Annotated in this window: 12 protein-coding genes; 3 read left to right on the forward strand and 9 right to left on the reverse strand. The window is 71.9% G+C overall.

Going from position 1 to position 14,443, the window contains the following annotated elements; genetic code table 11:
* Position 1: 1 nt before the first annotated feature.
* The 3 genes from AB4030_RS05760 to AB4030_RS05770 all read right to left on the reverse strand — a co-directional run bounded on the left by AB4030_RS05760 (position 2) and on the right by AB4030_RS05770 (position 4,583).
* A complete protein-coding gene (locus tag AB4030_RS05760) occupies positions 2-1,150 on the reverse strand; it encodes an alkaline phosphatase family protein (protein ID WP_442278239.1) in 1,149 nt (382 codons plus the stop codon).
* 22 nt (positions 1,151-1,172) lie between these two features.
* Positions 1,173-1,772, reverse strand: a complete 600-nt coding sequence (locus AB4030_RS05765) for a DUF5998 family protein (RefSeq protein WP_442278240.1) — start codon at positions 1,770-1,772, stop codon at positions 1,173-1,175.
* Positions 1,773-1,883: 111 nt separating this feature from the next.
* The gene (locus AB4030_RS05770) at positions 1,884-4,583 is read right to left on the reverse strand and encodes a bifunctional acetate--CoA ligase family protein/GNAT family N-acetyltransferase (RefSeq protein WP_442278241.1); all 2,700 of its coding nucleotides are present in this window, start codon (positions 4,581-4,583) and stop codon (positions 1,884-1,886) included.
* Between the two features lie 55 nt (positions 4,584-4,638).
* Between AB4030_RS05770 and AB4030_RS05775 the strand changes: the two genes are divergently transcribed.
* The 3 genes from AB4030_RS05775 to AB4030_RS05785 are packed head-to-tail and all read left to right on the forward strand — an operon-like array spanning position 4,639 to position 8,948.
* Positions 4,639-5,259 (forward strand): nitroreductase family protein, encoded by a 621-nt coding sequence (locus AB4030_RS05775; protein WP_442278242.1) that lies wholly within the window; start codon positions 4,639-4,641, stop codon positions 5,257-5,259.
* A gap of 54 nt (positions 5,260-5,313) precedes the next feature.
* Positions 5,314-7,833 carry a DNA gyrase/topoisomerase IV subunit A gene (locus AB4030_RS05780; protein WP_442278243.1) on the forward strand — a complete coding sequence of 840 codons (2,520 nt, stop codon included), beginning with the start codon at positions 5,314-5,316 and terminating at the stop codon, positions 7,831-7,833.
* Positions 7,830-8,948, forward strand: a complete 1,119-nt coding sequence (locus AB4030_RS05785; RefSeq protein ID WP_442278244.1) for a sucrase ferredoxin — start codon at positions 7,830-7,832, stop codon at positions 8,946-8,948. The genes AB4030_RS05780 and AB4030_RS05785 overlap by 4 nt, the downstream gene beginning before the upstream one ends.
* Before the next feature lie 22 nt (positions 8,949-8,970).
* Here AB4030_RS05785 and AB4030_RS05790 read toward each other — a convergent pair whose 3' ends face one another.
* The 6 genes from AB4030_RS05790 to AB4030_RS05815 are packed head-to-tail and all read right to left on the reverse strand — an operon-like array spanning position 8,971 to position 14,402.
* Positions 8,971-9,810, reverse strand: coding sequence for a hypothetical protein (locus tag AB4030_RS05790; RefSeq protein ID WP_442278245.1), 840 nt, complete (start codon positions 9,808-9,810; stop codon positions 8,971-8,973).
* On the reverse strand, positions 9,807-10,817 hold the full coding sequence (locus AB4030_RS05795; RefSeq protein ID WP_442278246.1) for a vWA domain-containing protein: 1,011 nt from the start codon (positions 10,815-10,817) through the stop codon (positions 9,807-9,809). The genes AB4030_RS05790 and AB4030_RS05795 overlap by 4 nt, the downstream gene beginning before the upstream one ends.
* The gene (locus tag AB4030_RS05800; RefSeq protein ID WP_442278247.1) at positions 10,814-11,803 is read right to left on the reverse strand and encodes a vWA domain-containing protein; all 990 of its coding nucleotides are present in this window, start codon (positions 11,801-11,803) and stop codon (positions 10,814-10,816) included. Before AB4030_RS05800 ends, AB4030_RS05795 begins: the two co-directional genes overlap by 4 nt.
* Positions 11,794-12,276, reverse strand: a complete 483-nt coding sequence (locus AB4030_RS05805; protein WP_442278248.1) for a hypothetical protein — start codon at positions 12,274-12,276, stop codon at positions 11,794-11,796. The genes AB4030_RS05800 and AB4030_RS05805 overlap by 10 nt, the downstream gene beginning before the upstream one ends.
* A complete protein-coding gene (locus tag AB4030_RS05810) occupies positions 12,263-13,150 on the reverse strand; it encodes a DUF58 domain-containing protein (RefSeq protein WP_442278249.1) in 888 nt (295 codons plus the stop codon). The genes AB4030_RS05805 and AB4030_RS05810 overlap by 14 nt, the downstream gene beginning before the upstream one ends.
* A 25-nt stretch (positions 13,151-13,175) precedes the next feature.
* Positions 13,176-14,402 carry an AAA family ATPase gene (locus tag AB4030_RS05815; protein WP_442278250.1) on the reverse strand — a complete coding sequence of 409 codons (1,227 nt, stop codon included), beginning with the start codon at positions 14,400-14,402 and terminating at the stop codon, positions 13,176-13,178.
* Positions 14,403-14,443: the final 41 nt, after the last annotated feature.

Here is a 14,443-nt window from a genome sequence, read left to right on the forward strand (position 1 = left end):
CCTAGGCGCCGCGGCGCGGTGGCACCACGACCACCGGCACGGCGAGTTCCGCATCGCTGGTCGACCCGTGCAGGCCGAGCAGAGCGACGACCTCGGGCCTCATGAGTCCCGAGTGGACGACGGCGAGGGAACCGCTCATGACGACGACGAGGTCCCCGATCCGGCCCTCGACCTCGAGTCGCACCGGACCGAGCCAGCCCTCGTCGACGAGCCTCTCGCGGCTGAGGATCCGGGCCCCGAGGCCGAGGCGCGACGCCCACGCGGCCTCGACGTCCGCGGTCGCGCCCTGCTCGGTGTAGAGCTGCAGGTTGCGCGGCTCGCCGCCCAGGTGACGCACGCCGGCCATGAGCGCCGGCTCGTGCACGAGATCGAGGCGGTCGTGGAAGGGGACGTCGACCATGCCGTGGTCGGCCGTGACGACGATCGACGTGTCGTCCGGCACCCGCGCAGCAAGCTGCCGCAGGGCGGCGTCGACGGACTCCACCTCGTCGCCCCACTGCCACGACTGGCAGCCGTGCACGTGACCGACCTTGTCGACCTCGCCCCAGTAGAGGTAGACGAGCGAGCGCGGCGCCGCGCGAACGGCGGCCACCGCGGCGTCGACGCGGTCCTCGAGTGAGCGCGCCGCGCGGAAGCGACCACCGCGCAGCGCCGCGGTGGTGAGGCCCGACCCGTCGAAGTAGTGCGGACCGACCATCGTCACCGACACACCGTCGTTCTCGGCGGCCTCGAAGACGGTCTCGTTCGGCTGCCAGGCCCGGGGGTCGGGTCCGCCCTCCCACGACAGCTCGTTGAGCAGCCGGTCGGTGGCCGGGTCGAGGACCTGCATCCCGACGAGCCCGTGGGACCCCGGCGGGAGGCCCGTGCCGAAGGTCCCCATCGACGTCGCGGTCGTCGAGGGGAACCCGCAGGGCACCCGGTGCGCGGTCGGGAGGTGGCTGCGGAGGAAGGGCGCGTGGCCGCTGCGCTGGCGCAGCAGGTCATGCCCGAGCCCGTCGACGAGGACGACCACCGTGCGCGGGACGGCGGGCAGCTCGAAGACGTCGCGACCGGCATACCGCCTCACCCCGAGGCGGTATGCGACCGAGGGCAGCACGGACGCGAGCGTGCCGGCGGACCAGTCGGTCGGCGCGGGGGCGTCGGCAGTCACATCGGGAGCCACGGCGCAGCGGTCAGCGGGCCGTGCCGCCGCCGATGCTCGCCGAGAGCACCCGGGCGAAGTGCATGGCCCGGCCCACGGCGTCCTCGCCGTCGGCGGCCGAGCTGATGCGCAGCGAGATGTCGTCAGAGGCGATGGTGCCCTCGAAGCCGTGGTCGGCCGTGCAGTCGGGGTCGCCGCACTGGGCAGGGATCATGTCGAGCCGGCTGACGGCCCCCCACCCGAGGGTCAGCGTGAGGTCACGTCCGTGGGTCCCGGGCGTGAAGGTGTCTGGCTGCCCCACGACGTGGGTCAGCATGACGCCGCGGACGGCGGCGAGCGGCACCGTCTCGGTGGTGGCCGTCGCCATGAGCTTGTCCTCGGACTCGGCATGGTCGTCGGCGTGGGCGATGACGAGACGCAGCGGGGTGACGACGAGGACGGTCACGTGCCGACGCACGGTCTCGTGGTCGAAGGTCGTCTCCTGGTGCACGAGGTGCGAGACGACCTCGTCGTCGGCGATCGCGGACTCGACGACGTCGCAGACGAGCGAGGGGTAGTAGCCGGCTCGGGTGATCGCCTCGGTGAGGTCTTCGGGAAGGGCCCGGCCGGTGCCCGGAATGGCGCGTCGCATGACCCCATCCTTGCACTCGTGCGCCGAGGAGCCCGCCGGGCCGCCCACAGCCCCTCACGCGGGCCCTGCCGCAGCCCGGCTTCGCTCACCCTGCCGTGCCCCCGGACGAGGTCAGGTCATGCGCCGCCGGCCCGGGTCCTTGCGCACGAGCGGCGGGCGCACGACGACCTCGGCGCCGAGGACGTCGACGCCCCCGGTCCAGGCGTTGACGGGGTTCAGCTCCACCGACGAGAGCTCGGGGTGGTCGTCCGCGAGCACGGACAGGCGGGCGATGAGGTCGGCGAGTGCGGCCCGGTGCACCGGAGCCGCGCCCCGGTGACCGCTGAGCAGTGGTGCCGCCTTGACGCCGTCGATGAGGTCGGTGACGTCGACGTCGGTGAGCGGCGGGATGCGGTGCGCCACGTCGCCGAGCAGCTCGGTGGGAGGCCCGGCGACGGAGAAGCTGACGACCGGCCCGAAGAGCGGGTCCTCGCTCGCACGGATGACGCAGGAGACGCCGGGCACGGCCATGCGCTGCACGACGAAACGGTCAGCCCCCAACGGCCCCAGCCGCTGGGTGAGCGAAGTGTGTGCGTCGCGGACCGCCTCGGCGTCGAGGAGGTCGCCGCGGACGCCGACGAGGCCGGGCTGGTGGCGGACCACCGGCGACGTGGACTTGAGGATGACGGGGTACGTCAGCTCCGTCGCGGCGGCGACCGCGGCGTCGACTCCGGAGACCTCAACCGCCGGCCAGACGCGTATGCCGTAGGCACCGAGCAGCTCGCGCGTCTCCTCACGCGTGAGCGCGCGCCCCTCCGGACTCCCCGCGAGGTATGTTGCGATGAGGGCCTCGGCGCGGGGGCGGTCGATCCCGACCGGGGCGACCTGGGTGCCACGGTCGCGCTGTCGCCACAGGGCGTAGCGGGTGACGGCGTTGAGGGCCCGGATGCCGTCCTCCGGCATGGAGTACGCCGGCACGGACCGACGGATGCCGTTCTGCTCGTAGGAGAGTCCGTCGCCGACACCCCGCATCCCGAGGAACGTGGCGACACAGGGCTTCTCGTGATCGGCGACGATCGTGCGCACCGCCATGTGCACCTCCTCGTCCTGGGTCACGAGAGGCGGGATGAACGCGGCGACGACGCTGTCGACCTCGGGGTCGGCGAAGGCGGCGTCGAGCGCGGCCGCGAACTCCTCGGCGGACGCCTGCGGCGGCAGCGACACCGGCCCGTGGGTGACCTGCAGGCCCCAGCTGACGCAGGCGCTCGCGCTGAGCGCCCCGAGGGCGTCGGAGTTGCCGACGATGGCGACACGGTCCCCCTTGGGGAGCGGTTGGTGCAGGGTCAGCTGCGCGACGTCGAAGAGCTGGTGGACGTTCTCGACGCGGATGACGCCGGCCTGCCTCAAGAGGGCGTCGAACGCCTGCGGCGGGACGTTGGTGACGCGGGTGCGGTGACCGGGTGGGGCGGCGAAGCTCGAGACGCCCGAGCTCACGACGATGACCGGCTTGACGGCCGCGAGCGCCCGGGCGATCCGCGAGAACTTGCGGGGGTTGCCCATCGACTCGAGGTAGAGGCCGACGGTGTCGGTCTCCTGGTCGTCGATCCAGTACTGCATGAGGTCGTTGCCCGAGACGTCGACACGGTTGCCCGCGGAGGCGAAGACGGAGATGCCCAGGCCGCGTCGCGCGGCCGACGCGAGCACTGCGACCCCGAGGGCGCCGCTCTGCGCGAAGAGGCCGAGCCGACCGGATCGTGGGATGACCGTGGCGAGCGTCGCGTTGAGCCGCACGGCGGGGTCGTTGTTGATGAGGCCGAAGCTGTTGGGGCCGACGACACGCATCCCGGCACGGCGCACCCGACGACGCAGCTTCTCCTGCAGTCGGATTCCCTCCTCGCCGGCCTCGGCGAAACCGGCCGAGAGGACGAGCAGCGCCTTGACGCCGGCCTTGCCGCAGTCCTTGACGACGTCGATGGCCTGCGCGGCCGGGACGACGACGACGGCGAGGTCGACGGGCTCGGGCACGTCGTGGATGCTCGGGTAGGCCTTGAGACCCTGGATCTGGTCCGCGACGCGGTGGATAGGGTAGATCTCGCCCTGGAAGCCCGCCGCGAGGATGTTGCGCATCACGAGGGCACCGATGGACTCCTCGCGCCGGCTCGCGCCGATGACGGCGACCCGCTCGGGGAAGAGGATCATGCGCATGCTGAGAGCCTCGGCACGGTGCTCGCGCGAGAGCTGTACCGCCTTGCTCTGCTCGGTCGGCGAGATGTCGAAGGACACCTCGACGACACCGTCCTCGATGTGGTGGGTGACCTCGTAGCCGGCCTCCTTGAAGACCGTGAGCATCTTGCGGTTCTGCGGGAGCACCTCCGCGACGAACCGGTTGATCCCCATCTCCTGCGCGATGGCCGCCAGGTGCTCGAGCATGACGGAACCGATGCCCTTGCCCTGGTAGTGGTCCGAGATGTTGAAGGCGACCTCGGCCGAGCCGGGGTCGATGCGGTCGTAGCGACCGATGCCGATGATCTCGCCGTCGAGGGTCGCGACGAGGGCCACCCGGTCGCGGTAGTCGACGTGCGTGAACCGGTAGATGTCCCGCTCGCTCAGCTCGCGCAAAGGGGCGAAGAACCGCAGGTAGATGGACTCCGCGGACTGCTGACTGTGGAAGTGACGGATGCCCTCGGCGTCGTCGGGCGTGATGGGGCGGACGTGGGCGACCGTGCCGTCCCGGAGCACGACGTCCGCCTCCCACTCGACCGGGGCACCGGTGGCCTGCGCCGAGACGCGCTCGATCGCACCGGTGTCGTCGCTGAGCTCGCCACCCTCCATGGGGTCATCGTGTCACGCCGACTTGCGCGACCCCGGGAGATGGGAGTCTGGTCGCATGGAGTTCACCGAGGTCGTCCGCTCCCGACGCATGGTCCGCCGCTACGACCCCGACCGACCGGTCCCCCGTGAGCTCGTGGAGCGCTGCCTCGCCAACGCGGTCCGCTCCCCCAGCGCCGGCTTCAGCCAGGGCTGGGACTTCCTCGTGCTCACCACGCCGGCCGAGCGCGAGGCCTTCTGGGCCGCCACGACGGAGCCCGACGCGGCCGGGGACTCCTGGCTGGACGGCATACGGGCAGCGCCGGTGCTCGTGCTCTGCCTGTCGCACAAGGACGCCTACCTCGACCGCTACGCCGCGCCCGACAAGGGCTGGACCGACCGTGACGAGGCGCGGTGGCCGGTGCCCTACTGGGACGTCGACACGGGCATGGCGTCGCTCCTCATCCTGCTCACCGCCACCGACGAGGGCCTCGGCACCCTCTTCTTCGGCGTGCCGCCGGAGCACCACGACGCGGTCCACAGGGCCTTCGAGATCCCCGTCAGCCGCACCATCGTCGGGGTCGTGTCCATGGGGTATGCCGTCCCGGGACCGAAGAGCCCCAGCCTGCGCCGGCACCGCCGAACCGGTCGCGAGGTGGCCCACTGGGGCAGTTTCGGCGTGGCAGGTGAGGACGCGTGAGCGGCCTGCGCGAAGATGGGGCGTTGACCCGCTAGGCAAGGAGCACCCCCCGGCATGGCCCGACGAACGACCACCCCGCCTCCTCCCGAGGACTTCGAGGAGAAGATCGTCGGGATCGACGTCGAGGAGGAGATGCAGAACGCCTTCCTCGAGTACTCCTACAGCGTCATCTACAGCCGTGCGCTGCCCGACGCCCGCGACGGCCTCAAGCCCGTGCAGCGGCGCATCCTCTACGGCGCCAACGAGCTCGGCCTGCGACCCGACCGCGGCCACGTCAAGAGCCAGCGCGTCGTCGGCGAGGTGATGGGCAAGTACCACCCGCACGGCGACCAGGCGATCTACGACGCCCTCGTGCGCATGGCCCAGCCGTTCACCCTGCGCCTGCCCCTCATCGACGGCCACGGCAACTTCGGCTCGCTGGACGACGGACCGGCCGCGGCGCGGTACACCGAGGCGCGCATGGCCAGTGCCGCGCTCCTCATGGTCGCGGGTCTCGACGAGGACACCGTCGACTACGTCCCCAACTACGACGACACGCAGCTCCAGCCCGGGGTGCTCCCCGCGGCCTACCCCAACCTCCTCGTCAACGGTGCCGCCGGCATCGCCGTCGGCATGGCCACCAACATGCCGCCGCACAACCTCGTCGAGGTGATCGGCGCCGCGCGGCACCTCATCGCCAACCCGACGTGCTCGCTCGAGGACCTCATGAAGTTCGTCCCCGGGCCCGACCTGCCGTGCGGTGGCAAGATCGTCGGGCTCGAGGGCATCCGCGACGCCTACCTCACCGGCCGCGGCAGCTTCCGCACCCGGGCGACGGCGCGCATCGAGTCGATCACCCCGCGGCGCAAGGGCATCGTCGTCACCGAGCTGCCCTACCTCGTCGGACCCGAGAAGGTCATCGACAAGGTCAAGGACCTCGTCCAGGGCAAGAAGTTGCAGGGCATCGCCGACCTCAAGGACCTCTCGGACCGCCAGCACGGCCTGCGCCTCGTCATCGAGATCAAGAACGGCTTCAACCCCGACGCCGTCCTCGAGCAGCTGTACAAGCTGACGCCGATGGAGGAGAACTTCGGCATCAACAACGTCGCGCTCGTCGAGGGCCAGCCGCGGACCATGGGCCTGAAGGACCTGCTCAAGGTCTACGTCGACTTCCGCACCGACGTCGTGCGCCGCCGCACCGCCCACCGTCTCGCCAAGCGCGAGGAGCGCCTGCACCTCGTCGAGGGCCTGCTCATCGCCATCGTCGACATCGACGAGGTCATCCAGGTCATCCGCAGCTCCGACGACGCCGGCACGGCCCGCGCGCGGCTCATGGAGGTCTTCGACCTCTCGGAGGCCCAGGCGACCTACATCCTCGACCTGCAGCTGCGCCGCCTCACGAAGTTCTCGCGCATCGAGCTCGAGACCGAGAAGACCGAGCTCGAGCGTGCCATCGAGGAGCTGCGGGCCCTGCTCGAGAACGAGAAGCTGCTGCTCAAGCTCGTCTCGACCGAGCTCGCCGACGTCGCCAAGGCGCACGGCACGCCGCGACGCACCGTGCTCCTCGAGAGCTCGGGTGTCAGCGCCACCGCCACGGCCACGTCGCCGCTCGAGATCGCCGACGACCCGTGCTGGGTGCTGCTGAGCTCGACCGGCCTGCTCGCCCGGACCGGCTCTGCGGAGCCCGTCACTGCCGAGGGTTCGCGCTCCAAGCACGACGTCGTCATCGGCGCGGTCCGCACGACCGCCCGGGGCGAGTTCGGCCTCGTCACGAGCGCCGGCCGGATGGTGCGCCTCTCGGCGCTGGACCTCCCGACGCTCCCGCCGACGAACGGAGCGCCCAGCCTCTCGGGTGGTGCACCCCTCGCGGCCTACGTCGACCTGGGCAAGGGCGAGGAACCCGTGACCATCGTGCCGACCGGCGCGGACGCACCCGTCGTCGCCATGGGCACCGCCGCCGGCGTCGTCAAGCGAGTCACCTCCGAGGCGCCCAAGAGCAACGACTGGGACGTCATCAGCCTCAAGGACGGTGATCGCGTGGTGGGCGCCGCGGTCGCAGACCGCGAGGACCTCGATCTCGTCTTCGTGACCACGGACGCCCAGCTCCTCCGCTTCCCGGCGAGATCCGTGCGCCCGCAGGGACGCTCGGCCGGCGGCATGGCCGGCATCAAGCTGGCGACCGGGGCGCGGGTGCTGTTCTTCGGAGTCGCCGACCCGACGCGCGACGGTGTCGTCGTCACCTCCTCCGGCTCGTCGGGTGCCCTGCCCGGCACCGAGGGAGGCTCCCTCAAGGTGACGCCGTATGCCGAGTACCCCGCCAAGGGACGCGCGACCGGGGGCGTCCGCTGCCACCGCTTCCTCAGGGGCGAGGACACCCTCGTGCTCGCCTTCGCCGGTAACAACCCCGCGCGGGCAGCGGCTGCGAACGGGGTCGCGATCGAGCTGCCGGCAGCCGACGGGCGACGTGACGGCTCGGGTGTCGCGACCACCGCGGTCATCGCCCACGTGGCGGGGCCTCCCGCTGACGCCCCGTCGATCGCGGCAGCGGCCTCCGTCAGCGCTGACGGCGACGGCAGCGACGGAGGCGACGCATGAGCCCGTCCGGTCCGGGCGAGGCGGTCCGTCGGGCGGCCGCGACCGTGACGGCAGCCGTCGACGCCCTCACGGGGGGCTCAGCGGAGCACGCGAAGGGCGCCGAGCACGCCGAGCAGGCCGAGCACGCCGAGCACGCCGAGCACGCCGAGCACCCTGCGACGACGGGTTACGGCACGCCCGCCACCGACGCGTGCTCGGTCCAGTGGGACCAGGACGGCACGAGCGCCTACGGCACGGCCGCGAGCGCCCGCTTCTTCGTCGTCGTCGAACAACCTGGACCGTGGGGTCGGGACGCGGTCCGCGAGTCCCACCTCGACCGCGAGCTCGGAGCCGAGCTGGACGCCCGCACCAGTCGGGCGGGTGGACGCTTCATGCTCGTCCGCCGTCCCGGTGGGCATCCGGCGCACGACGGTCCGCGCCGGGTGCTGGTCGCCCACGCCGGTGCGAAGCCGGAGGACGCGTGGTTGCTGACCGCCGAGGTCGACGACGTCGGTGACCTGCTCGGACTCGACTGGGGCGCGCTCGCGCGTGGTAGCCGCGCCCTCGTGCAGGCCTCGCTCCTCGGGTCGCAACCCGGGGAGCCGGCCCTGCTCGTGTGCACCAACGGTCGCCGCGACGTGTGCTGTGCCGTGCGGGGGCGCCCGCTCGCCGCGCATGCGGCCCGGGTTGCGCCCGGCCGCGCGTGGGAGGTGTCCCACACCGGTGGCCACCGGTTCGCGCCCACCGCCGTGCTCCTCCCATGGGGGCAGACCCTCGCGCGCCTCGACCACCGCGCGTCGGAGTGGGTGCTCGCTGCGAGCGAGACCGGACACCTGCCCGCCGAGCTGCTCGGTCCGCTCCACGACCGTGGACGATCCGGGGTGCCCGGGCCGTCGCAGTGCGCCGAGTCGCACGTTCGCGCGGAGACGGGTGAGACCCGACTCGCGGCCCTCTGGGCAGACCTCCCCGAGGAGATCGACGGCGGCTGGCAGGTCATCGTCACGCACACCGACGGCCGGCGGTGGCGCGTTCGGGTCACCCGCGAGCCGGTCGGACGCACTCGGCCCGAGTCGTGCGGCAAGAAGGCCATCGAGGTGCTGGAACATCGCGCCTCGATCCTCGAGGCCTGGTTCTAACGCCCGGAGCCCGGGAGAGTCCTCACCACGGCTTGGGGACCGTCGGCGTGCTGTCGCCGGGCGCTGTGTCGTCGCTGCCCTGCTGCTGTTGCTGGTTGCGCTCGATGGTGTTCTGCCGCTGCTGCTCCTGGAGGTAGTCCTGCTCCTGCTGGCTCGGGGTCTTGCGAGGATCCGGCGTCGGCTCGGCCGGCTGGCTCGGGCTGGGCTGCTGCGGGTCCTGCGGCGGCTGCTGCGGCGGCGCGTCGGCGTTCTTCTGCTCCATTCGCTGCTGCGCCTGCTTGAGCTGCTCGCCGGTCTTCCCGCCGTCCGGAGCCTCGCACAGCGGCGGACGCTCCTTCGTGATGGTGATCCCCTTGTCGTAGTACTGCTTCCACTCGTCGGTGCGCTCCCGCGCCTTGGCCGCGTCGCCCAGGGCCTCATAGGTCAGGCCCAGGTTGACGCGCACCTTGCAGTCGTCGAGGCCACCCTTGGGCACCTGTTCGAACGCCTGCTCGAACCAGGGCCGGGCCAGGTCGAAGTGCCCCGAGAGGACGTGGGCGTCGCCGATGGCGAAGGGCGACCGGAACGGCTCGACGACGTTGACCCAGCCCTGCCGTTCTCCCCAGAGGAGGGTCCGAGGCTTGTCCCCGGCCCGGTAGGCGTCGAGGGTCTGCTCGTGGACGAGGTTGAGCGAGAGCAGTCGCGCCGCGACGAGCACGAGCAGGACGACGACCGGGGCGGAGCCGAGCAGCAGGCGACGCCGGCGGCGGCGCAGGTGAGGCGGCAGGGGTCGGCGGTCACGTGTGCGCAGGCGGACGCGGCGGCGTACGTCCGCGGTCGGTGCGTCGCCCGCCACGGCGGGCCTCTCGTCGATCTGCGTCATGGGCGGGCCATCCTTCGCCGGCGGGTCTGGACCAGCGCCGCGACGCCGGCGCCCACCTCCCAGGCGGCGATGCCGGCGAGGCCGATGAGGAGCGGCCAGTACAGCTCGCGTCGGGCGATGACCTTCTGCTTCTCGATCTGGTCGCTCGTGCCGAAGCGCTCGAGGTCGATGCCGTCGACCACGGGGCCGATGGCGTCACCCGCCTCGCGGTGCACGTACGCCAGGCCGAGCTGGTCGGCGATCGTGCGCAGCGTGGGCTCGCTGACGACCGACCGGGCGTCCTCTCCGGTGGCGGGGTCCTTGATGTAGTCGCTGCTCGCGTCGAACCGCGACCGGGTCGCCTTCATCCGGCCCCCGGTGGTCGTGCCGTAGCCGAGCACCGCCCCACCGTTGATGAGCCGTTTGTCGATGGCGAACGGCGCCGGCGCCTCGGCAGCCGTCTGCTCGCCGTCGCCGAGGTAGTAGACGATGCGCCCACGCTCGGGCGTGCGTGCGTCGGCCTGCTGGAGCAGCACCTTCAGCCGGTCCTTGGCCTCGCTGACCGAGGTGCCCCGCGAGACCTCGTAGGACTCCGGCAGCAGGGTCTCGACCGCCGCGTCGAGCGCCGTCGTGTCAGTCGTCAACGGCAGGCGGACGCGCGACGCCTGGTCGAAGGTCACGACCGAGTAGCGGGCGCCGGGCAGCGCTGCCGCGATGGCGGAGATGTCCGAGGACACCCCCTCGAGGCGGGGCCGCTCGTTGCCGTAGTCCTCCGCGATGATGCTGCTCGTCGTGTCGACGACGAAGTAGACGTTGAGGTTGGCAGCCGTGGTGTCGACCTGCTCCCCCGGCACCCCCGGTCGGAGCGCCGCCGTCGCGAGGAGCACCACCGCCGCCGTGAGCCGCCAGTGCGTCGACCGCGACTCGCCCGGCACGGAGCGCGACGAGGGGTTCCACCAGACGGCCGCCAGGGCGGCGACGACGAGGACGAGCAGGAGCGGCCACGGCGCCACGGGGAGCAGGCTCACGACGACCACCTCCGGGTCGCGCCGATGACCCCGACGAGTCCGATCCCGGCGAGCGTGATCGGCAGGGTCGGGTTGTCGGAGTGGAGCGAACGGGATGCCGCGTCGACGAGCGTCGCCTCCTGGGCGTCGACCGAGTCCACGATGCCCTTGATGGCCGACTGGTCGCTCATCGCGAAATACTGCCCGCCCGTGCCGCTGACGACGTCTCGCATGGCCATGGACTCCTGGTCGGGGCCGTCCTCCTCGGGGTTGAGCCCGTAGACGCGGACACCCTTGGCCCTGGCCAGCTGCCCCGCCTCCTCCACCGTGATGATGGGGCGTCCGGCGAGGTGGTTGTCCGTCGCGAAGACGACCGAGCGCGCCCGATGCAGGTCGACCTTGTCGAAGCTCGAGACGCACGTGGCAAGCCCGTCGCCGATCAGCGAGGTGCCCCGACCGTTGGAGGTGCCGGCGTAGAAGGAGTCGTATCCCGGGTCGCCGGTGAGCGCGCGCCCCGCCGAGTCGAGCTCGCCGTTGATGAAGTCGTAGTCGTCGGTGAGCGGGAAGACCGTCGCCGCAGAGCTGTTGAAGATGACGAGGCCGATGCGCTCGCCCTCGAAGCTCTTGACGAGCGTCCTGAACGTCGACACCAGCGTTGCGTCGTAGGCCGCCATCGAGCCGGAGATGTCGAGACACAGCATGATGTCGCGACTGCGGGTCTGCGGCTTGTCGATCGTCGTGTCGAGCGGGCGCGCAGCGCCGGCCAACGCCGCCCCACCGAGGAGCACGGCGCTCGACGCGAGCACCATCATCCGGATCCGGTGCCGGCGCAGCGCGCGGCGGAACTCCGGCAGGGCGGTGAGCGCGCTCGAGTTGGCAACCGCCGCCGACGCGCGCGCCTGCCGGCGGGACATGAGGCGGTACACGGCATACGCCAGCAGGAGCGCGAGCAGCGCCCCGAGGCTGACGACACCGGGCCACTTGAGGTCGAGTCCGCTCAGCTCCACCGCGCCACCACCTGCTTCGCGACGGTGCCGGCGCCGGTGAGTGTCGCGGTCTCGCGCGGGCCGAACTCACCCGGGTAGAGCGTGCCGACCACCTCGGAGACGGGCGTCAGCCGGGAGCCCCCCGCGTTGAGCTCGGTGAGCGTCATGGTCGGCGCGTCGATCCCGGATACCTCCTGGACGAAGTGGCGCACGAGGACGCTGAGCTGCTGGTGCGCTCGGCGCTGGCTGATCTCTCCCGCGGCCGCCCGACGCAGGACGAGGTCGATCTGGTGCGTGTAGTCGGCGCGCAGCCGGCTCAGCCGGTCCGGGGTGACGCGAGGCGGCACGACGACCTTCCGCTCCCGCGTCGACCACCACACCCAGGCGTACCAGGCAGCCACGAGCGCCAGGAGCCCGATGCCGATCCACAGCCACCGGCCGGCATACGGGTCGGGGGCGTAGAAGCCCGGCGGTGGGGCGTCAGCGGCGGGCACGGCGCTGCCTCTCGAGGAGACCGAAGACGGCGGACACGACCTCGTCGGACGACCCGAGACGGGTGTGGTTGATGCCGCGACGGTCGAGCAGGGCAGTCGTTCGCTGCACCCGGTCCCTGACCGACGCGGCGTACGCCGCGCGCACCCGCGGGTCGAGGCGCACGAGCGTCGGCAGGGCGTAGGTGTCCGCGACGTCGTAGGCCGTCCGGTTGCCGTCCAGAGCTGTCGGGTCGGCGTCCTCGACCGTGATCCAGAGGATCTCGTGCTGCACGTGGAGGCGCCGCAACAGCTCGTCGAGGTCCGGGTCGAGCTCCTTGTCGTCGGCGATTACGAGCAGCACGAGGCGACGGCGGACGTGGCGCACGATCCAGCGCAGCTGCGTCGCGAGGTTGCTCTGATCACCGTCCAGGACCGCCGCGGCGTCGACGGCGCGCAGCAGCAGCTCGAGGTGCACCTCCGACCCGCGCAGGTCGTGGGCGACGGTCGACCCGGCCGTGCCGCGGACTAGACCGACGAGGTCACCGTGGCGCTGGGCCAGGTAGCCGACGAGGCCGGCCGCCGTGATGGCCACCGACTTCTTCGCCTCGCCGCTGCGGGACTCGGCCGCCATCCCGCGTCCGGTGTCGATGACGAGCATGAGGTTCTGCTTGCGCGTCGCGACGTAGCGCTTGACGAGCGGCGACTGGTGGCGGGCCGTGGCGCGCCAGTCGATGTCACGCACCTCGTCCCCGGGCACGTAGTCGCGCAGGTCGTCGTAGTCGAGGCTGCGACCGTGGAAGACCGACGCGTACTCCCCCTCCAGCAGGCCGCGTGACTTGCGGCGCGCGTGGACGAAGAGCTTGCTCTTCACCCGCGTCAGCAGCGTCGTGGTCATGTCGCGTCCGTGGTCCAGCGCCCCGTCAGGGAGTCCGGATCCCGCCCACCATCGCGTCGATGATGCTCTCGACGGCCACCTCGTCGGCGGCCGCCTCGAAACCGAGCGTGACGCGGTGCCGGAGCACCCGGTGCGTCAGCGCCTTGACGTCGTCGGGCACGACGTGGTTGCGCCCGTCGATGAGGGCGCGGGCCCGCGCTGCACTCGTGAAGGCGATGCTGGCCCGCGGGCTCGCCCCGAAGTCCACGTAGCCGGCCAGGCGCGGTTCGATGTAGTCGCGCGGGTGGCGGGTCACGTAGCCGATGCCGACGACGTAGTTGACGATGGCGGGGTCGATGTAGACGCGGCCCACGAGGGCCTGCAGCCGCTTGACGTCCGCGACCGAGACGACGGGCTCGGACGGCGAGTCGAAGATGCCGGAGTCGATGCGCCGCAGCACCTCGGCCTCCTCCGCCGGCGAGGGGTAGTCGAGGACGTCCTTGAGCATGAAGCGGTCCATCTGGGCCTCGGGCAGCGGGTAGGTGCCCTCCTGCTCGATGGGGTTCTGCGTCGCGAGGACGAGGAACGGGTCGGGCAGGGCGTAGCTCTTGTCGCCGATCGAGGTCTGGCGCTCCTGCATCGCCTCGAGCATCGCGGACTGGGTCTTGGCGCTGCTGCGGTTGATCTCGTCGAGCAGCACGAAGTTGGCGTGCACCGGCCCGAGCTGGGTCTCGAAGGTGCCGGAGTGCTGGTTGTAGACCTGCGTGCCGACGATGTCGCTCGGCAGCAGGTCTGGCGTGCACTGGATGCGGTGGAACCTGCCGCCGACGGCCTGGGCGATCGTCTGGGCCGCCGTCGTCTTGGCCAGGCCCGGGACGCTCTCGAGGAGCACGTGGCCGCCCGTCAGCAGCGCGATGAGCAGCGTCTCCTGCAGACGGGCCTGCCCGACGACCTTCGCGGCGAACGTCGTGGAGATCGCCTCGACGGTCTCCCTCGCCCAGTGGAGCTCGTCGGACGTCAGGTAGCGCGGCGGCGCCGGCGCCGTGCGGCCCGCCGCCGTGTCGATACCGGCGACGGCGACATCGTCGTCAGGCGCGTCGGGTGTGCCGGAGAGCTGCTGCGGCTCGTCCGGAACGACCGCGTCGTCGGCACCGGCCCCGGGGAGCACGACGGTGAAGGTGCCCCCGTCGACGTCCTCCTGTCCGACGTCCCCAGTGGGCGCGCCGAACCGCCCATCGGCGACCGACTCCTCGGCGTTGACGTTGCCCACCATCGATTCCCCTTCTCGACGCGTGCCGGCGGGAGGAGTCGCGC

The sequence above is a fragment of the Terrabacter sp. 2YAF2 genome (assembly GCF_052114705.1).
Classification (GTDB): domain Bacteria; phylum Actinomycetota; class Actinomycetes; order Actinomycetales; family Dermatophilaceae; genus Terrabacter.

Excerpts from the sequence above, each read along its gene's own strand:
- AB4030_RS05765 (WP_442278240.1), bottom strand. The coding sequence starts at position 1,772 with ATGCGACGCGCCATTCCGGGCACCGGCCGGGCCCTTCCCGAAGACCTC.
- AB4030_RS05770 (WP_442278241.1), bottom strand. The coding sequence starts at position 4,583 with ATGGAGGGTGGCGAGCTCAGCGACGACACCGGTGCGATCGAGCGCGTC.
- AB4030_RS05775 (WP_442278242.1), top strand. The coding sequence starts at position 4,639 with ATGGAGTTCACCGAGGTCGTCCGCTCCCGACGCATGGTCCGCCGCTAC.
- AB4030_RS05780 (WP_442278243.1), top strand. The coding sequence starts at position 5,314 with ATGGCCCGACGAACGACCACCCCGCCTCCTCCCGAGGACTTCGAGGAG.
- AB4030_RS05785 (WP_442278244.1), top strand. The coding sequence starts at position 7,830 with ATGAGCCCGTCCGGTCCGGGCGAGGCGGTCCGTCGGGCGGCCGCGACC.
- AB4030_RS05790 (WP_442278245.1), bottom strand. The coding sequence starts at position 9,810 with ATGACGCAGATCGACGAGAGGCCCGCCGTGGCGGGCGACGCACCGACC.
- AB4030_RS05810 (WP_442278249.1), bottom strand. The coding sequence starts at position 13,150 with ATGACCACGACGCTGCTGACGCGGGTGAAGAGCAAGCTCTTCGTCCAC.
- AB4030_RS05815 (WP_442278250.1), bottom strand. The coding sequence starts at position 14,402 with ATGGTGGGCAACGTCAACGCCGAGGAGTCGGTCGCCGATGGGCGGTTC.